At 71.9% G+C, this 18,823-nt stretch carries 14 protein-coding genes and 1 riboswitch; of the genes, 8 read left to right on the top strand and 6 right to left on the bottom strand.

Going from position 1 to position 18,823, the window contains the following annotated elements:
- Positions 1-39: 39 nt before the first annotated feature.
- The 4 genes from OG928_RS43025 to OG928_RS43010 all read left to right on the top strand — a co-directional run bounded on the left by OG928_RS43025 (position 40) and on the right by OG928_RS43010 (position 5,402).
- On the top strand, positions 40-1,626 hold the full coding sequence (locus OG928_RS43025; protein ID WP_331767474.1) for a hypothetical protein: 1,587 nt from the start codon (positions 40-42) through the stop codon (positions 1,624-1,626).
- Entirely contained in the window at positions 1,626-2,924 is a 1,299-nt protein-coding gene (locus OG928_RS43020; protein WP_331767473.1) for a CHAT domain-containing protein, read from the top strand. The genes OG928_RS43025 and OG928_RS43020 overlap by 1 nt, the downstream gene beginning before the upstream one ends.
- Complete coding sequence (locus OG928_RS43015) at positions 2,921-4,324, top strand: hypothetical protein (protein ID WP_331767472.1); 1,404 nt, start codon at positions 2,921-2,923, stop codon at positions 4,322-4,324. The genes OG928_RS43020 and OG928_RS43015 overlap by 4 nt, the downstream gene beginning before the upstream one ends.
- 316 nt (positions 4,325-4,640) lie before the next feature.
- Positions 4,641-5,402 (top strand): LPXTG cell wall anchor domain-containing protein, encoded by a 762-nt coding sequence (locus OG928_RS43010; RefSeq protein ID WP_331767471.1) that lies wholly within the window; start codon positions 4,641-4,643, stop codon positions 5,400-5,402.
- A 95-nt stretch (positions 5,403-5,497) separates the two neighbouring features.
- On the opposite strand, the gene OG928_RS43005 is transcribed toward OG928_RS43010, so the two are convergent.
- The gene (locus tag OG928_RS43005; RefSeq protein WP_331767470.1) at positions 5,498-6,556 is read right to left on the bottom strand and encodes an AsnC family transcriptional regulator; all 1,059 of its coding nucleotides are present in this window, start codon (positions 6,554-6,556) and stop codon (positions 5,498-5,500) included.
- Between the two features lie 131 nt (positions 6,557-6,687).
- Between OG928_RS43005 and OG928_RS43000 the strand changes: the two genes are divergently transcribed.
- Positions 6,688-8,565, top strand: coding sequence for a glycoside hydrolase family 3 N-terminal domain-containing protein (locus OG928_RS43000; RefSeq protein WP_331767469.1), 1,878 nt, complete (start codon positions 6,688-6,690; stop codon positions 8,563-8,565).
- Between the two features lie 97 nt (positions 8,566-8,662).
- On the opposite strand, the gene OG928_RS42995 is transcribed toward OG928_RS43000, so the two are convergent.
- Positions 8,663-9,754 (bottom strand): NlpC/P60 family protein, encoded by a 1,092-nt coding sequence (locus OG928_RS42995; RefSeq protein ID WP_331767468.1) that lies wholly within the window; start codon positions 9,752-9,754, stop codon positions 8,663-8,665.
- A gap of 9 nt (positions 9,755-9,763) precedes the next feature.
- Positions 9,764-9,901, bottom strand: a riboswitch (cyclic di-AMP (ydaO/yuaA leader).
- 423 nt (positions 9,902-10,324) lie between these two features.
- Here OG928_RS42995 and OG928_RS42990 point away from each other — a divergent pair.
- On the top strand, positions 10,325-10,864 hold the full coding sequence (locus tag OG928_RS42990; protein ID WP_331767467.1) for a hypothetical protein: 540 nt from the start codon (positions 10,325-10,327) through the stop codon (positions 10,862-10,864).
- A gap of 93 nt (positions 10,865-10,957) precedes the next feature.
- On the opposite strand, the gene OG928_RS42985 is transcribed toward OG928_RS42990, so the two are convergent.
- On the bottom strand, positions 10,958-12,493 hold the full coding sequence (locus tag OG928_RS42985; protein WP_331767466.1) for a DUF885 family protein: 1,536 nt from the start codon (positions 12,491-12,493) through the stop codon (positions 10,958-10,960).
- Positions 12,494-12,610: 117 nt separating this feature from the next.
- Between OG928_RS42985 and OG928_RS42980 the strand changes: the two genes are divergently transcribed.
- Positions 12,611-14,041, top strand: coding sequence for a PLP-dependent aminotransferase family protein (locus OG928_RS42980; protein WP_331767465.1), 1,431 nt, complete (start codon positions 12,611-12,613; stop codon positions 14,039-14,041).
- Positions 14,042-14,264: 223 nt separating this feature from the next.
- On the opposite strand, the gene OG928_RS42975 is transcribed toward OG928_RS42980, so the two are convergent.
- Together OG928_RS42975 and OG928_RS42970 are read right to left on the bottom strand one after the other, a co-directional pair.
- Positions 14,265-14,504 (bottom strand): hypothetical protein, encoded by a 240-nt coding sequence (locus OG928_RS42975; RefSeq protein ID WP_331767464.1) that lies wholly within the window; start codon positions 14,502-14,504, stop codon positions 14,265-14,267.
- Between the two features lie 89 nt (positions 14,505-14,593).
- On the bottom strand, positions 14,594-15,250 hold the full coding sequence (locus tag OG928_RS42970; RefSeq protein ID WP_331767463.1) for an FMN-binding negative transcriptional regulator: 657 nt from the start codon (positions 15,248-15,250) through the stop codon (positions 14,594-14,596).
- Positions 15,251-15,462: 212 nt separating this feature from the next.
- On the opposite strand from OG928_RS42970, the gene OG928_RS42965 reads away from it, so the two are divergent.
- Positions 15,463-16,047 (top strand): XRE family transcriptional regulator, encoded by a 585-nt coding sequence (locus OG928_RS42965; protein WP_331767462.1) that lies wholly within the window; start codon positions 15,463-15,465, stop codon positions 16,045-16,047.
- A 103-nt stretch (positions 16,048-16,150) separates the two neighbouring features.
- Here OG928_RS42965 and OG928_RS42960 read toward each other — a convergent pair whose 3' ends face one another.
- Positions 16,151-18,760: a LuxR C-terminal-related transcriptional regulator gene (locus OG928_RS42960; protein ID WP_331767461.1), complete on the bottom strand. Its 2,610-nt coding sequence runs from the start codon at positions 18,758-18,760 to the stop codon at positions 16,151-16,153.
- Between the last annotated feature and the right edge of the window lie 63 nt (positions 18,761-18,823).

Below are 18,823 nucleotides of genomic sequence, written 5' to 3'. Positions count from 1 at the left end.
CCGGCGGCGCGGATTCGCGACCGAATCGAAGGAGTCGTGATGGCCGAGGCCCTCATCGAGAGATGGCGCCTGGCAGTGCTTCGGGTGCGGCTCGACCTGGCAAGCTCGTCGCCGATGGTGACGGCCGAACTGGTCGGATATCCCTCGACGGACGCGCACACGTACTGGCGGGCCGAATTCGACTACGGCAAGTTCGGGCTCTCCGAGGGCACCGGGCCCCCGAGCCGACTGGACGTGCCCCGCGACCTGGTCGACGGCGTCGCACGTTGCCTCAACGCGGACTTCAGCGCGAATACGGCGCTCTGGTTGCGGCTGATCCCGCCGTACGGCCACCTGGGGGCGGTGCCGTGGGAAGGCGCCCTGGTCCCGACCACCGGCCGCCCACTGGTCCGGGTTCCCGATCGGCTGCCGCCGGGCTCCGACCCGGGGCGGGTGTGGACCGTGGCCATCGCGGTGTCCGCGGCGCCGGACGCGCCCTGGGTGGCCGGATATCTCTCGTCGTTCGTCTCCTCCCTGCGCACCTCCGTCGCGGGCGGGGTGGACGTGCACGTGTTCACCGAGCGAGGCGGCGAACAGGCGTTGCGGGCGCTGTTGCAGCGGGGGTCGGACGAGCCGCAGGTGCATCTCCACGACCCCGGCGAGGCCATCTGGTTCGACCGGTCGGGGACAGGACCACAGCTCCAGGTGTACGACGGAAACGCGATGGGGGGCTCGTTGGGGACGGGATCGCAGCTCGAGGTGTACGACGGCGACGTGCGGAGGTTTAGATGGTCTATCTCGGGTCGGGCGTCGGGGACAGGACCACAGCTCGAGGTGGACGACAACCTCGATGCGCAGCCGGCCCCGGGCCGGCTGCTGTGGGGGGACTGGATCGCCGCGGGGCTCGCCGGGCGTGCGGTGCGGGCGCTGCACATCGTCGCTGACGGCGCGTTCGATGGCAACCGCCCGGTCTTGTCGGTGAGTTCCGATCCCGCGGTGCCGACCCGCCGATCCGATCAGGCGTACGTGACCGCGGACCGGGTGCGGCGCCTGGCCGACCGCGTCGGCGCGTCCGTGTTGTCCTTCGGCTCGCCCCCGGACAATCCGTGCGACTCGGCCACCCGGATGATGGCCGCCCACGTCGGCCTGCGGCGCGCGGGGCCGACCTTCTATAGCGCGCTGCCACTGGATCCCGCCGGATACGCGTTGGCACGGGCGCACGCGTTCATCGCCGCTGCCCCGGGGTCGCTTCCGATACCGCGTGATCCCTCGCTGTTCATGTACCTCCAGCCCGAGTTCGTCCAAGCCGCGCTCCAGGACCCGTGGCCCGATCCCGACCGGCCCGGGCAGGCCTGGCTCAGTGGGCGAGCGCCGATCGGCGATTCGGCCACCAGTGGCGAGATCCTGCCGAACGCCCTCGGTGCGGCCGGCGGAGAGCAAATCACCGCGCGCTACGCGGACGCGGAGTCGGTGCCGATGTGGGTCGCCGCGGCCACGCGCTACATCGAGAACCAGGTGGCCGCCCTGGTGCGGACCGCGGGCGTTCCGGGCGAGACCCCGGACGCGAAGCAGGCCTACGACCTCGGCGTCGGACAGGCCATCGCCGAACTGCGTGCCCTGGTCGACGAGCGGATGCGGGAGTCGTGATGCGTACCGTCCTTGGCTTCGAACCGTTCGGGGACGGCACCGTACTCAAACTGCGGGAGGCGCCCGTCAACATCCCGGGGCTGGGTACCAACGAACTCACCGACGTCACCGACCCCGGCGGCACGATCACCTCCCGCGGCGAGGCCCTGCTGGAGCGACTGCGCCAGCATCCGGTGGTGAGCCAAGGGCTGAACGTCGCGCTGGCGCAGCCGCCGACCGCCCGACCGGAACCGCTGTACCTGCACATGGTCTCCAACCAAGCCGATCAACTGCCTTGGGAGCAACTCCGGGCAGAACCACAGGGGTTCATCGCCCTCGATGCCCGCTGGCCGATCGCCCGCATCGCCGCGATTCGCAGCCCCGTCGATCGCCGCACGTTCACCCCGCCGTTGAACATCGTCGCCGTCCTGTCCGCGGCCCAACGCAGTGGCGTGCCCCAGCTCCAGGCACTGCTGGCCGCCACCGCCCTGCCCGATGCCCGCGCGGTCGATACGCATCTGCACGTCATCACCGCCGAGCAGGCCGTGCTGAAGGCCGTGGAGTCCGCCGGGCGATCCGACGTCAGCGTCGAGCAGATCGCCTCCACCGCCCCCGAACTGGCCAAGCAGATCACCGGTGCCAAGCCGCACATCATCCATCTGCTGTGTCACGGTGGGGCGAGCGGCGGTGTCCGTACGCTGGCCTTCGCGCACACCGCCGACTTCGTCGACGACGAGACGCTCGTCGGCTCCGTGCCGTTGAAACTGCCCGATCTGGTGGTCGCGCTGGTTCCGTGCGCGCCGTGGCTGGTCGTCCTCGGTGCCTGCCAGACGGCACAGGCCTCGGAGACTCTCGCGCCGGCACACGAACTCGTCTCGCAGGGGTTGCCCGCCGTCGCGGGTATGCGCAGGTTGATCGACCTCAACGACACGGACCGGTTCTGCGCCGCCCTGTATCCGGAGGTGCTCGCCACCGTCCGCATCGCCGTGGCGGACACCAGGGAACACGAGATCGACTGGGCCACGACCTTCACCGCGCCGCGCCAGGCGATGGCGCAGGTCGACCCGACCCGGACCGACGCGTGGTCGGACCCCGTGCTCTACGTGCAGGACAGCCCGCTGCGGATCCAGCGGATCGACAAGGCCTCCGCCCCCGCCGCCGTCCGATCGTTCGACATGGCATTCCTGCAAGGGCAGCTCGACACCTACGAACGGTTCCGCGCGATCCTCGACGCGGCCACCACCGACCTGGCCGTGCTGACCTGGGTCCACGCCCGAATCGACGACCTGCGGTCTCGACTGGCGGGTGGGAAGACATGACGCTGCCGGCGGAGATACAGCTCAACGCCTGGACCGGGGACGAGGTCGCAACGGCCGCCTTGGACGACGACGCGACGCGCTGGGGCGCCGGGAAGCGCGGCATTCCGCGCTCCCAGGCCGTGCTCCCCTTCGGCCCGCCGGCGGATCCGAGGGACTGGCGTTCGCCCGACGTCGGCTACGGAATCCTGTTGCCGGACAATACCGATCCGAGTCTCTCCGACGCCGCGAAGGCGGCCGGCGAGGATGCCGCCGCACCGGTACGCGAGCTGCTGGCGGCGCGGCCGGGCACCGTGGTGCTCCGCTGGAGCCCGGACCTGCCCGACCACCTGCTGCGCAGGTACTTCGCGCAGGACGCGGTACAGGAACCGGCCATCGGGTTGTCGGACTTCGGGGTCGGCCGGGGCCGTCTCCCGAGGTACGTGGCGATCATCGGCGGCCCCGAGGTGATCCCCTGGTCCGTGCAGTACGCGCTGGGCACCAGGCACCTGGTCGGGCGCATCCCCCTGTCCGGGGACGCCCTCGCCCACTACGTCCGGGCGCTGCTCGCGGACTGGAACGGCGCCCAGGCCCGTCCCGATCGGGCGATGTCCTGGACGGTCGACCACGGCCCCACGGACATCACCGCGTTGATGCGCGCGGTGATCGCCGCACCGCTGGCCGCGCGGCTCACGCCGCCCCCGCTCGCGGAGTTCCGCGATCTCACCGCGGCCCAGGCCACCGGCGCCGCGCTGGTGAGCGCGTTGTCCGAGATCCGCCCCGGCCTGCTCGCGACCTCCAGTCACGGCCGCACCGGACCGCTCGGGAACCCCGCCGAGATGAGCGCCGCGCTCGGGCTTCCGGTCGACAGCACTCACACCACCGTGGCGCTGCGGACCCTGTGCGACGGGATGCCGGGCGGCTGCGTCTGGTACGCCCAGGCGTGCTGCTCGGCCGGCGCCGCGGGCGAGAGCTTCTACGCCGGGCTGCTTCCGGTGGGAACCTCCGCCTTCGCCACGGTCGATGCGGTCGCGAGCCTCGGGACGATGGTGGCGCCGGCGGCGCTGGAACTGCTCGGCCGCGAGAACCCGGTGCGTGCCGTACTCGGGCACGTCGAACCCACGTTCAGCTGGACCCTCCAGGTCGACGACACCGGGCAGGGTCTCGGGGGGCGCCTCGTCTCCGCCCTGTCCGCGCATCTGTACGCGGGTGAGCCGCTGGGCCTGGCCCTGGCCGAATACCGAGCCGACGTGGGCGAGTTGCACACCCGCTGGGCCCGCCTGAGGGAGACCCTGGCCGGCGGCGACACGTCGGTCCGGGAGACGCTGACCAGACTGCGCGTCTCGGCACTCGACCGGCAGAGCCTGGTCCTGCTGGGCGATCCCACCATCGCGTTCCCGGCGTTGACCCATGGTGGGCAGTGATCGCGTCGGCCACGACGGATGTGTTCGAGTCGCCCGCGGGCGCGGACGGGTCGTTGGCCGAAATCGTTACCTCCGACCTTTCGGGCATACGAGATATTCAGTGTCAGTCGGGAAATTCGCTTCTTGACGGGGAAGTCCGGCGGCGGGAATCTTGGCTGCCCTCATTCGGGGGCCGCCGTTCCGGTTTGTGGGGGGAACGAGCCGATCTTCGGCCCGACCGCGTGATGTGGTCGCGCCCCGGGGGCTCCTCGCGTCCACTCCGAGACGGCGCGCCCTTGTGGGTCACACTCGATTACTGCCACAGAGGTGCCTCAGCATGACTTCCCGCTCCACGGCCGCCCGGTGGGCCGCCGTGCTCGCCGTGCCGTCGCTCGTCCTGTCCGCCGGCATGGCGCCCGCGTTCGCCGCCGCCGACACGTACAGCATCGGCCTGCACCAGAAGCTCCCCCTGACGGCCACCGACCCCGGCGTGGAGCGGGGCGATTGCCCGGACACGATTCCCGCCGACAAGGACGGCTGGCACTTCGTTCTCCCCACCAACGACGCGGTCTTCGTCAAACTGACCGTGACGTTCGCGCCGGGCGGCCAACAGGTGGTCACCGTCTTCGGTCCCCCGACCGGCAAGCACGCCTACGTCGCCTCGGCCGCCGGAGCCAAGCTCACGTCCGCGGTCGCTGAGGTCAAGGGCGGCAGGGTCGCGTGGTTCAACCTGTCCCACGCCTGCCCCGCCACCCCGCCGACGAGCACGCCCCCGACCACCAAGCCGCCCACCAGCACCCCGACGACGACAGCTTCGGCCTCCACCAAGCCTCCCACGGCGACCACGAAGCCCCCCGTCCCGAGCACCCCGGCCACCTCACCGTCCGGCTCCCTGACCCCGTCGGCCTCCGTGTCGGCGTCGGCGAGTGCGACCGCGTCGGTCGCGGCGACGGCGACGGCACCCGCGAGCACGGGCGGCGGCGGATCCCTTGCCCAGACCGGCGCGGTCGCGCTCGGCGGGCTGCTCACCGCCGCGGCAGCCCTGGTCGGCGGCGGCTACCTGTTGCGCCGCAGGCGCGGCGGCAGCCACACGGCCTGACAAGTTTCACGCCCCGGGGCCCGGATCGCACCACGCGGTCCGGGCCCCGGCCACGTCGACGACACACCGCAACTCCGTTGCGGAATACGCCCTTCCTACGAGTCGATCCCCGCCAGTGGGTCGGACCAGATGTCCAGGGGCACGAAGCCGGTGCCGTGGCCGTCGGGGCCGACGACGCGGCCCATGCGCTTGACGACCTGGATGGTCATCGCGCTGTCGAGGACTCCGAGGCGGGGGAAGCGGCGCGACCAGTCCACTTCGAGGGCGGGGGCGTCGCTCGCGCGGCGCAGCCACACGACGACCACGAGGTTGGCGGTGCCGGTGACGGCGCAGCACATGCGCACGTCGCCCAAGGCCGTCAACCGGGCGGCGGTCTCGTCCAGTTCGGCGGCGGGGACGCGGAGCCACCAGGTCATGCAGACCGGCCAGCCGGTGAGCGAGCGGGCCACCTCACAGCGGAATCTGGCCTGGCCGGAGGCCACGAGGCGGGACAGTCGGCGGGCCACGGTGACGCCGGTGGTGCCCAGGCGGCGGGCGAGTTCCGCCGTGCCGAGCCTGCCGTCGGGGCCGAGTTCGAGCAGCAGCGCGCGGTCGTCGTCGTCGAGTCCGCGGGCGGCCGACGCGGGCGGGAGCGGCGCGGTGGCCAGTTGCTCGCGTTCTCGCCGGTCGAGGGCTCGCAGCCGCCACGAACCCGAGTCCTTGTAGAGCCGGATCGGCAGCTGGACGCGGATGCCGGTGATGCCGGGCACGGCGGGCAGGCGGACCTGGAGGTATTGGGCCAGGGCGTCGGCGTCGGCCGCGATGGCGGTGATCAGCAGGTCGCGGTTTCCGGTGAGGTACTCGATGTTGACGGCGTGCGTGTGCCGGGCCAGCGCGGTGGCGACCTCCGGGATCCGGCCCGGTGCGACCTGCACCTCCACCAGCGCGACGCTCGTGGCGCCGAGCGTGCCGGGGCCGCCCGGATGGCAGGTGATCCAGGCGGCGCCGGTCGCTTCGAGGCGGCGCCAACGGCGCGCGAGCGTCGCGGGGTCGACGCCGAGTACCGGCCCGAGCCCGGACCACGTCGCGCGCGGGGCGAGTTGGAGGGCGTGCACGAGCGCGAGGTCGAGTTCGTCCAGCGCGTCCGGACCGTGCGCCGCTTTCGATTCCCGCATGAGCCGGGCCTTTCGGGAGGTGTTCCGGCATCCACGATGCCATCCCGCGTTCCGCGGCAAGGCTGGCGGGGGTCGCGGGGAGCCCACGTGACCACCCGCCTTCCGGCCCACGACTCCAGCGAGGACGTACGGTGAAACTGCTGCGCCACCATGACGGGACGATGTTCCGTGACCTGAACCACAACGGCACCATGGAGCCGTACGAGAACCCGGGCCTGCCGACCGAGCAGCGGGTCGCCGACCTCCTGGCCCGCATGACGTTGGCCGAGAAGGCGGCGCTGATGTGCCACGGGCGCGTCAACGCCCCGCGGCCGGACGCCTTCCCGGCCGGATCCGACGCGATCACCGAGCTCGGCATCACCCACTTCCTGGTGATGACCGCCCCGGAGGTGGCGACCATGGCCCGCTGGAACAACCACCTCCAGGACCTGGCCGCCGCCACCCGCCTGGGGATCCCGGTCACGCTGTCGTCCGACCCCCGCCACGGGTTCGGCGACAACCCGGCGGCCGCGCACACCGGCGGCGGGTTCAGTCGCGGGCCCGAGCCGATCGGTCTGGCCGCCACCGGCGACCCGGAGCTGGTCCGCGAGTTCGCGGCGGCGACCGCGCGCGAACTGTGTGCCGTGGGCATCCGGGTCGCCGTGCACCCGATGGCCGACCTGGCGACCGAGCCGCGCTGGGCGCGAGTCGGCGGAACGTTCGGCGAGGACGCGGAGTCGGCCTCCCGCATGCTCGCCGCCTATATCCGCGGTATGCAGGGCGAGACGCTCGGCGCCGAGAGCGTCGCCTGCATGGTCAAGCACTTCCCCGGCGGCGGCCCGGTGGCCGGCGGCGAGGACCCGCACTTCGCGTACGGCCGGTTCCAGGCATATCCGGGCGGCAACCTCGAATACCACCTGCGCCCGTTCGCGGCCGCGCTGGAGGCCGGAGTCGCCCAGGTCATGCCGGGGTACGGCATCCCGGTCGGCACCGGCCTCGCCGAGGTCGGCGCGTGCTTCAACCGCGATGTGATCGCCGGGCTGCTGCGCGGCCGATACCGCTTCGACGGCGTCGTGTGCACCGACTTCAACCTGCTGGCCGGCATGAACATCCCCGGCCGCGGCTCGCTGCCCGCGCGCAACTGGGGCGTCGAGCACCTCCCGCTCGCCGAGCAGGTACGCATGCTCCTGGACGCCGACGTCGACCAGTTCGGCGGTGAGACCCGTCCCGAGCTGATCATCGAGGCGGTGCGCTCCGGCGCCGCCACCGAGGCGCGGATCGACGCCTCGGTCCGCCGGATCCTGCGCGACAAGTTCCGTCTGGGCCTCTTCGACAACCCGTACGTCGACCCGGAGGCCGCCGAGGAACTGGTCGGCCGCCCGGAGACCCGCGCGCTCGCCCGCCGCGTCCAACAGCGTTCACTCGTCCCGCTGTCGGGGACCCCGGTCGGGTTCGGCCCGGACTGCGCCCTCTATGTCGAGAACATCGACCCGCGCGTGGCCGCGCGCTACGGCGCGCCCGTGCAACGCCCGGAGGACGCCGACGTCGCGGTGGTCCGCCTCGACGCCCCGTACGAGCAACGCGAGGGCCTACTCGAACGCTACTTCCACGCGGGCTCCCTGGAATTCCCTCCCGCCGAACTCGAACGACTGCGCGAGCTCGCCGCCACCGTTCCCCTGGCGGTCTGTGTCGCTCTGGACCGGCCCGCCGTACTCACCGGGCTCGCCGACTCCGCGCTGCTGCTGCTCGCCGACTTCGGTGCCGAAGACGACGTCGTCCTCGACGCCGTCTTCAACCGCACCCCGGCCACCGGACGCCTCCCGTTCGACCTGCCGTCCTCCATGCGCGCGGTCGAACAGTCACGCGAGGACGTCCCCTTCGACACCCGCGACCCGCTGTTCCGATGCGGCCACCCCGGCCCGCCACCGATCGGCCCGAAGCACCTGCCGGAAGGCGCGGACGCCACAGCGGGGCGGCGGGGCGGCGGGCCGAGCACCGAACACCGGACTCCGGGCGACAGCGGCCCCTGAAGCCTCAGCGAACGAACCCCATGAACGAAGACCGGAAGGACGACAGCGCGCCGAAGGACCCGGCCTCGACTTGGCGCTCTACGCGCGACCGATGGGCTTAACCGGGTCGAACGGCCGCGTAGAACGGCATCGAGTCGACCGGCGCGATGGTCACGTTCTTGCCCGGCCGCGGGGCGTGCACGATCTGACCGTTGCCGATGAAGATGCCCACGTGCGAGTTGTCGGGGTAGTAGAACACCAGGTCGCCCGGCTTGAGCGCGCCCTTGGAGATCCGCGGACCGTCGTTGACCTGGGTCAAGGTGGTGCGGGTCAGCTTGACGTTGGCGGCCTTCCACGAAGCCATGGTCAGCCCCGAGCAGTCGTAGGAGTCGGGGCCCACACCCCGGGGCACGTACGGCTTGCCGATCTGGGCCTTCGCGAACGCGACCGCGGCCGCGGCCCGGCCGGACACGGGGACATCGTTCGCCGGCGGCGGCGTGTCCGGCTTGGCCCGCGAGCTGCGGTCGGTGTCGTCGCGCGAACCGGGGCCGCTCGCGTGCTTGTCCGAGTTGAGGATGTCGTCCTGCTGCTTCTTGTCCAGCGTGTTCAGCAGCCGCTGGGCCTCGGCGAGCTTGGTCTGGATGTCGGTCTTGTTCTTGTTCAGCTCGGTCCGCAGCTTCTCCAGCTCGGCGAGCTGCGAGGATGCCTCGGTGCGGTCCTGCTGGAGGACTCGGGCCTGCGCCGCGATCTGCTTCAGCTTGGCGGCCTGCCGGCCGTCGAGCTGGGACATCATCTGCGACTTCTGGAGGAAGCCCTCGGGGTCGCCGCTGAGCGCGAGCGAGAGCGACGGCGGCAGGCCGCCGCTGCGGTACTGGTTGGCCGCGAGGACACCGATCTGGTCGCGCAGGGCGTTCAGTACGGCCTGTTCCTCGGTGATCCGGGCCTGCGTCTGGTTCGCGTTGCCCTGCTGCTTCTCGATCTGCTCCTCGACGCCGTTGGCGGCCTCGGTGGCCTTGATCACGTCACTGTGCAGCTGGTTGACGCGTTCCTTCGTCTGCTGGAACGACTGCGCGGGATCCGCGCTCGCGGTGCCGGCGAAGGTCATCACGCCGGTCATCGTCGCGGCGGCCGTGACAACGGTCGCTGCGGTACGGACGGCGGTGCGCGGCTTGGGCTTGCGGTGCTGCCCGGGTCGACGTTGGGACGCCACTGGCGGCGGGTCTCCTTCCTCGGCCGCCTACCGGGTTAGCTGACGGGTTCGGGCGGAAGAAGGCGCCCTACGGTGCCGAAGCACCGATTCACCCCAGGGACTGCGAGGGTCCCCGGTTCCGGCTTCGCGTCCCGACGACAGCGGTTACCCACCGTCACCGAAACTCGTCCCCGAATTCGGCGGAGGCGATCGTGTCGACCGGGGTGGTCAACCTCGAACCGATCACCTGTCGCGAAACAATAGTCACAGGCGTGTCACGACCATCACCACGGACTTCTGCATTACCAAACCTTTACCAATATCATCGTTTACTTTTCCGCGTATCACGGGAAAAGCACCCGGATTCCCTAAAGTCGATCTTGAGCCGTTTTGGCAACGATTGGTCGCGAGGACCCGCCGGCAGCCCAACTCCACAGACTTCACTGAACGTGAGAAATAAACCGGCTGCGGATTACGAGCGGCGAACGAGGTTGCAAAGCTCGCCGTCCCTGGGTGTCACACTGCCGGGAAGTGGTCTCGCTCCCGCTGTATCCGCCGCGCTCACACAGCTCGACCCAAGGGAATCAACGGGTGTCCGATCTGGACTTCTACGCTCACGTCGCCACCCGCTCCGACGTGCTCGGAGCCGGGGCGGGAACCGACTTCGGCCCCGAGGACTGGGAGAAGGCGGTGGGACCGGGCTACCTCGATGTCCCCGGGGGCGGCTCCCTGAGGCGGGAGTACGGACTCGTGACGGTCAACTTCCTGCCGGACTCCCGAGGGCGCATGTCCTGTTTCGGATTCGGCGTGAAGGTCCACCGGCTGATGCACGACCGCTCCCCCGACACGGTGCCACCCGCCCTCTCCCGAAGGTACGGGACCTTCGCGCCCCGGGCCCGATTCGAGGAACTGCGCAACGCCGTCCTGGCCCTGGGGCACACGGTCGAACTCGAGGACGAGACGATCGACATGAACCGCTACCGCGTATCGGACTCGGGCACCCGCATCTTCGTCATCACGGACCCCGACCCCTACGGAGACGGCGACCACGACCTTGACGACCCGGACGAGCAACAGGTGGGCGACATCTGGTCCCTCGACATCTCCCCCACCTGGTGGGAACCGCGGTAGCCGGTCGCTTCCGTCCGGGCCCGATCCCACGGCTCGGCCACAGGTTCGGCCCGGGGACGGCGGTCGACACCAAGGTGGCCGCAAGAAACGTGATCATCCGCGTTCGAGGGCGATGCCCAGAAGCCCGAGCGGGGGCGCGCCCAGGTTCAGCAGCGCGGCGTGGAAGCGCGGCAGCGAGAACGCCGGCCCCCACTGCCGGCGGGCCTGCTCCCGCAGGTCCACGACGGCGAACTTGCCCCAGGTGTAGCGGCCGTAGGTCGGATCGAAGAGGCCGCGCTGGGCCTCGTGCAGAGCGGCCGGGCCGGCCAGCGCGACGTCCTCGGTGAACCTGCGGGCGGCGTCGTTGATGGTCATCTCGCCGGTGTGCAGCCCGATCGCGCACGCGAAGCGGGTGACCCGGCGCAAGGCGTCCTGCGCGACGGCGACGGCGAACGCGGGGTCGATGCGAAAGCCCTCCTCCAGGGCCATCTCCTCGCAGTAGTGGGCCCAGCCCTCGATGAAGACCTCCGAGAGCACGGTCCGCCGCACCTCGCTGGTGGCCCGGCGCATGGCCCGGCCGTGGCTGAGGTGTCCCGGGGCGACCTCGTGCACGACCATGTTGGCCATCAGGTTCCGGCTGAAACCGGTCCGCAGCCATTGGTCACGCTCGGTTGCCGACCACGCGTCGAGCGGAAGCGAGACGTGGAATCGGCCGGGCGCGTCGGCCTCGTTCGCGGCGGCCCAGGTGGCGCCCGCAAGGGCCCTGCGCTGCGCCTCGGGCATCGGCAACACCTCGACGAGCACGTCGTGGTCCGGAGCCAGGTCGTGTTCGGCGACCCACTTGACGGCCTCCTCGACCAGCGCCCGGAACTCGGTGATGACGCCGTCCGTGTCGGGGTGATCCTCCTGTAGGGAGCGGATCGTGTCCGCGATCTCGGCACGCGGATCCAGCCGCCGGCAGGCCTGGTCGCGGAGCCGGCGCAGTCGGTCGCGCTCGGCGTCGACGCGGGTGGTCATCAGATCCAGATCGATGTCCAGCGCCTCGGCCGAACCGAGGAGTCGGGCCAGGTTGCGGCTGCCCAGGGCACCCAAGGGTGGACCGTCGACGACGGCCCGCTCCAGGTGCCGAACAAAGCGCCCGACCGCGTGGCGCGCGGCGTCGTGTACGGGACTCGAATCGGGCCCGACGAAGGACGCCAACCCACGCGCGAGCGGGAGGGTGGCGGCGGCCAGTGGAGCCGGCACGCGATCGAGTGCCTCGATCGCCGCGTCCACGCCCTCCGGCCAGCGCGCGAGGTGTGCCCGTCGCGCGGCCGCGCGTTCCGGCGCCGGCGCGTATTCGCGGTCGTAGCCGGACAGGTCGAGATTGTCGATGTGCCACACGGGATTGCTGCGGTGCAACTCCAGTTCGCCCAGGCGCACGCGCAGTGCCCGCTCCGCCGCGCTCGCGAGTGCCTCGTCGTGCGGGTCCGGGTAGCTCGGGGTTCCGGGCGGTCCGCCGAGCGCGGCGAGTGCCCGGTCCACGCCGGCGGGGGACAAATCCTGGATCGTGCCGTCGTACTCGTGCCGGCCGGCGCTCTCGCGGGCGGCGAACACGGACGCGTCGCATATGGCGGCGAGCCGGTCATCCAGAGGTCGAGCCGTACCCATGTGTTGCTCCAGTTACTGTGGCGCTGTGCTGACGACGACCAGCCTGCGGGCAACGCCCCTCTTCGACACGGGCCAATAGGGCCGGAGGTGGACCGGATTTCACACCCGACGCAGCCGATGGAGGTCGACGACCTCGTCGGGTTGCTCGGCGACTGGACCTCCGGCGAAGGGGCGCTCTACCGCAGGCTGGCGACCGCGACCACGCGGCTGATCGCGGACGGCGCCTTGCCCGCCGGAACGCGGCTTCCGGCCGAGCGACGGCTCGCCAAGGCACTCGCGGTGAGCAGGGCCACGGTGGTCTCCGCATACGACGCGTTGCGGGCCGCCGCACTGGCGGAGAGTCGACGGGGCAGCGGGACGAGCGTCGCGCGCCGTCCCGACCTGCCGGACGCCGCCGGGGACGGGCGGGTACGGGGCGGTCAGGCGACGGCGCTGCTGCAACGCATGGTCTCCGGACCGGGCGACGTGATCTCGCTGGGGCACGCGGTCGACGGTGGCGGCCCCGATTTGGCGAGCGCCCTGCTCGATCTGGTCCGCGAGGACCTTCCCGACCTGCTCCGCGACGCCGGCTATCACCCGGCCGGTCTGCCCGCGCTACGGGCGGCGATCGCCGCGCATCACACCGACCACGGTCTGCCGACCGAACCGGATCAGGTCCTGGTCACCACCGGCGCGACCCAGGCGATCGCTCTCGCCACCCGGCTGTTCGTTCGCCGGGGAGCGGCCGTCGTGATCGAGTCTCCGAGTTGGCCGGGCTGTATCGACGCCTTCCGGGCGGCCGGCGCGCGACTGGTCGCGGTCGGACTCGACGACGAGGGGGTACGCGTCGACCTGCTCGCCCGGGCCTTCGTCGAACATCGGCCCGCGCTGCTGTTCGTCATGCCGACCTATCACAACCCCACCGGTTCGTTGATGTCCGAGAGCCGGCGACGCCGGGTGGCCGCGCTGGCGGGCGAGTACGGCGTCACCGTCATGGAAGACAGCGCGCACGCGGCGGCGACGGCCCCCGGAGAGGTGCCCGCGCCGATCGCGGCGCACGCGTCGGGCGGGCGGGTACTCACGGTGGGGTCTTTGTCCAAGGCGGTGTGGAGCGGCCTGCGGATCGGGTGGGTTCGCGCGCCGCGGGCCACCATCGAACCGCTCGCCCGGCTCAAGGCCGGATCGGATCTGAGCACGCCGCTCCTGGACCAGGCGCTGGCCGCCCGGCTCCTGCCAGGGCTGCCGGCGCTGAGCGTCGAGCGCCGTGCCCTCATGCGACACCGGCTCACCACGTTCGAGCGACTGCTCGCCGAGCGGTTGCCCGACTGGCGCCCCCATCCGCCCGCCGGCGGGTCGGTGCTGTGGGTCGAACTCCCACCGGACACCGACGCTCGCGTCTACGCCCAGGTGGCCCTGCGCCACGGTGTGGAGGTGGTCCCCGGTGCCGCCATGGACGCGACCGGAGCGCACGACCACTTTCTCCGCGTCCCGTTCGCCTTCGACGACGAGGTGCTGCGGCGAATCGCGGACCGCTTGGCGGCGGCCTGGGTGGAATCGGCAGGGAATTGACGGGTTCGACGGAACCCGCGCCGGGTCGGCGATGTACGTCGCGAGTGTGCGCGACACGAGCCGGTCGCATTGGCCTGTGCCCGGATCTCGACGTGAGCGTCATGAGCGCCGTGAGCGGTCCCGTACGGAGCCGGGCCCCGCCCGGACGCGGCGGATGGGCCGAGTTCGCCGTGCCTGGGCCCATCCGCCTTCCTGCTTCTCGTTCCTTGGGCGCCGGGCCCGGCTACACGGACTTTCGATACACCCCGAAGGTGCGCATCGACAACCACACCGCGAAGACCGCCAGTGCCGTCAGCGCCGCGCCGCGGCTCAGCACCAGGCTCCAGTCCGGGGAGTCGCGCATCGCCGAACGCGCGGACACCAGGGCCCAGTCGATCGGGTTGAAGCGCGCGACCACGCGGATCCAGTGCGGCACCAGCGACTTGGGCAGCGCCGGCTCGACGTCGCCCTCGGCCTGGTCCACCGGCCGCAGGCCACTGTCCAGACTTCGGAGGCCAGGTGCGGTCGAAGTACGGCGGATCGAGGGCGTGACGGGGAGAAATCGGGGGCGGGCTATCGGGGTGTGGGCTTCCAGGGGCCGATGCGGTCCAGGCGCTGCTGCTGCCTGCGGGCGGTGGGGATGTCCAGGTCCCGGGCGCGTGCGGTGAGTCTGTCCGCCACGGCGGCGCGGTGCTCGGCCGGCTTGTGGTCGTCGTACTTGAACTTCGCCAGGACCTCGGTGACTTCGAGGTGCAGGCCCCGGATGCCGGACAGCAGCCGCCCGTACGGGGGTTGGTCGACCTCGACGGGGGCGTGGTCGCCGTCCGGCTGGAAATGGGCGAGTTGGCGGCGCAGGAGGTCGGCCTTGGCCTGGGGGTCGTCGATGATCTCGGCGTGGCAGGTGAACTGGACGGCGGCGTAGTAGCTGGTGGGGACGCCGTCGTGGGCCGGAATGTCCGGCGTGGCACGCCACGGGCCGGGGATGAAGGCGTAGTCGCCGATGACGCTGAGTACGACATTCGGGTCGTGCTCGATCGCCGCCCACACGGGGTTGGGGCGGGCCAGGTGGACCAGCAGGTCCGGGCCGTGACCGGTGAAGTGGGTGGGGACGACGGCGGGCGGGCGGCCGGGGAGGCCGTTGACGACGAGTTGCCCGAAGTCGTGGCCCTCCTTGATCCAGGTCTGCCATTCGGCCTCGTCCAAGGCGGCGTCCCAGGGCTGCACGAACATGTGGATTTCCTTGGTGGGTTGGTGAGTTGTCGGGCTGCTGGGTGAGTCGGGTTCTCACGCCAAGGCGAGGAGGGCCAGTGGAACGACCACAGGGTATAATGAAATGACCAGCGCGGTGCAATGAAATGACCGTGGAGTACATTCTGAATCTCGTACGGAGCTCTTGATTCTCGATGGGATCAGGGCTCGGCGGAGCGACGGAAGGTGATCCGGTGACCGAGACGGGGGCGGCGCTGCGGACGGTCGCGTACAACGTGCGGGCGGCCCGCGTCCGCGCCGGCCTGTCCCTGGAGCAGCTCAGCACCCGGGCCCAGGTCAGCAAGGGTGCCCTCGTGGGCCTGGAGAAGGCCCAGGGCAATCCCAACCTGGCCACCCTGGTCCGCCTGGCCGACACCCTCGGCCTGTCGGTGTCCGCGCTGATGCGGGGTCCGCAGGAGAGCCGCGTCCGGGTGGTCGCGTCCGCCGACGTGACCCCGCTGTGGACCGGCGACCGGGGCGGCGAAGCGCGACTGATGCTCACCACGACGGGCCCCGCCCCCGTGGAGGTCTGGCGCTGGACGCTCCACCCGGACGAGGAATACCCCAGCCACCCGCACCAAGCCGGCGTCGTGGAGACCGTCAGCGTGACCCGGGGGCGGATGACCCTCCTCGTCGACGGCGTGGAACACCCCGTCGCGGCCGGCGAAACCGCCACCTTCGACGGCGACAACGCCCACACCTACCGCGGCGCCGGAACCGACCCCTGCCATCTGATCATGACCGTCCACCTACCCCCGGTGCCCGCCTCCATGACCTGACCACCCCGAAGACATGGCCGGGCGCGGTCAGCGGCAGTGCGCGATACAGGTCGGAGCCCGGAGCCCCGGAGCCCCGGAGTCCCGGAGTCCCGGAGTCCCGGAGTCACAGAATGCCCAACTCCCGGGCCCGGCGGACCGCCTCGCTGCGTCGGGTGACGCAGAGCTTGCGGTAGATGCTCTTCAGATGGGTCTTGACCGTATTGGTGGACAGGTACAGCTCGGCCGCGATCTCCCGCGTCGACAGCATCTGCGCCACCTGGCGCAGGACCTCGTTCTCGCGGTCGCTCAGCGGCGTCACCGCCGCGGGCGACCGCGTGCGGGCGCCGGCCCGCGGATGGCCGAGGGCACGAGCGGGCAGCCGGCCGTGTACCCGCGCCGGCTCCGGGTCCTGGCGGAGGAGCCGACGCGTCCACGGGCCGGCTTCGACGAACACGCGGCGCAGCCGCTCGGTACGGGCGAGTCCGAGGGCGGCGCACAGCAGGCGGTGCGCCTCCCGCGGCGAGCCGGCCTCGGCCGCCGCCTCGGCCCTGAGCAGGCACGCTTGAGCCCGGCTGGTCGCCGTCGCGTCGACATCGTCCGCCAAGTCGGCCAGCACCTCCAGCGCCCGGTCGCGCCGGCCCGCGGCCAGGAGCACGCGGGCCAGCGCGACCGCGTGCTCGGGCCGGCCGCACTCCGTGTCGTCCAGGGCGGCCAGCGCCGCGTCCGCGTCGCCATGGGCCAGGTGCGCGCGGGACTCCGCGATGGCGAGCTCGTCCGCTTCCCAATCCGCCATCGGTACCGCGGACGGAAACGCCGATCCGGCTGCCCGCAGCACCGCCAGCGCCTGCTCCCAGTCGCCTGCGGCGATCGCCAGTCGGGAGCCGATCACGGCGGCCTCGACCGTCGCAACGGGTTCGGCGTACGGTCCGGCGGACGCGATGGCCAGGTCGAGTTGTGTGCGGGCCGCCGCGAGGTCGTCCCGCTCGGCCGCGACGCCCGCCAGGACGAGGTGGTCGACGCCGACGGGACGGTCCGGCGGCATCGCGGACGCTTCGGCGACCGTGAGCGAGCCGTACGCGTGCGCTTCGGCTTCGCGCAGCCGGCCGCGCAGCAGCTCGACCAGGGCCAGCGACCCCAGCGCATCGCACAGCGGGTCCTCCGTTCCCGGGCCGTGGCACGCCTTGACGGCGGCGCCGAGTTCGGCTTCGGCGCGATCCAGACGCCCGGCACCCAACTCGGCCGCGCCGAGTCCGGCCCGCACCAGAGCCGGTATCTCCGGGTGCTGTTCGCGCAACGGCGGCGGGAGCCGGCGCAGCAGCCGGTCGACGTCCGCCGCGGCGTGTTCGGTGGCCGCCGGGTCGCCTGCCAGCCGCCCGGCGAGCACACCGACCAGGGCCCGGCCGAGCCGCGCGGCAGGACCGGCCCGGCCGGTGGGGTGGGCGTCCGCGCGCCGCAGTCCCGCCGCACAGCCGTCGAGGTCGTGGTCGGCCGCCCGGCAGGCCGCCCCGACCAACGCCGCGGCCGCACCCGGCGTATCCGGCGGCAGTCCCGAGAACGCATGAGCCAGCCGCTCGCTCTCCAAGCCGGTGAACAGCCGGCCGATCGCCAGGTTGTCGACCATCAGCTCGGCCGCGAACCGCCAGTCGGCGGCGGCGGTCGCCTGCACGATCGCGTCCGTCGGCCGCCCGGTGCCGGCGAGCCACCGGGCGGCTCGTGCGTGCAGTCGCGGCTCCAGGCCCGGGCACCGGTGACGCAGGTGGGCGCGCAGAACCTCGGCGAACAGCGGGTGCAGCCGGTACCAGTCCGATTCGTCGACCCGGTCCAGGAAGGCGTTGGCACGGGCGAGTCGGGCCAGCGTCCACTCGGCGTCCCGGCGGCCGGTCAGCGCGTCCATCAGATCCGGATGGACGCGGTCGGTGATCCCGGCCCGCAACAGCAGGTCCTGCGTCGTGGGCGGCTGCGCGTCGAGCACCTCGGTGAGCAGGTAGTCGGCGATCGTCGTACGGTCGGCGGCGAACTCGCGGACGAACGCCTCGGGATCGCCGCCCCGCTGCATGGCCAACGCGCACAGGCGCAGCCCGGCGGCCCAGCCCTCGGTACGTCTCACCAGCAGGCGAACGCCCGCCGGTGAGACGTCGAGCGTGTGACCGCGCAGCAGTTCGTCGGCCTCCGCGACGGTGAACCGCAGGTCCGCGTTGCGGATCTCGGCGATGTCACCCGCCGCCCGGTAGCGATGCAGGGGCAGCAGCGGTTCGACCCGCCCCGTGAGCACAAGGCGTAGGCCGCCATCGGCATGCGCGAGGACGAAGTGCAGGTTGTCGGTGATCTCACGCGAGGAGACCGTGTCGAACTCGTCGAGGATCAGGACGACGGGTTCCGGAAGGTCGGCCAGCGCCGCGGCCAGGCGCACCAGGAACGACCGGTCCACCCCTTCGGTGCGCGCGGGGCTGCCCACCGCGACCGGCAGCTCGACACCGTGCCGACGGAACGCCTCCAGCAGGTACGCCCAGAACACGCCGGGCGCGTCGGGGCGTTCGGCGGTCAGCCATACCGTCGCGCGCGGCGCCTCCCCCGAGGCGGCCCAGTGGGCGGCGAGGACGGTCTTACCCGCACCGGCCGCGCCGCTGACCAGGGTGAGCGGCCTTTCGATCCCGGCTGTCAGTCGCCTCAGCAACGCGGGCCGATGGACCAGGATCCTCGGCGCCGCCGGGACGGAGAACCTGACCGCGAGCATCGGATCACCGGAACGCGCCGGGCCTCGGTGTGGCGAGGCTCCGGGAGCGACGGGCGCGGCAAG

It is taken from the genome of Embleya sp. NBC_00896, from assembly GCF_045207785.1.
GTDB lineage: Bacteria > Actinomycetota > Actinomycetes > Streptomycetales > Streptomycetaceae > Embleya.
Note: the sequence above shows the minus strand (reverse complement) of the source record. Positions and strands in the feature narration are given on the sequence as shown.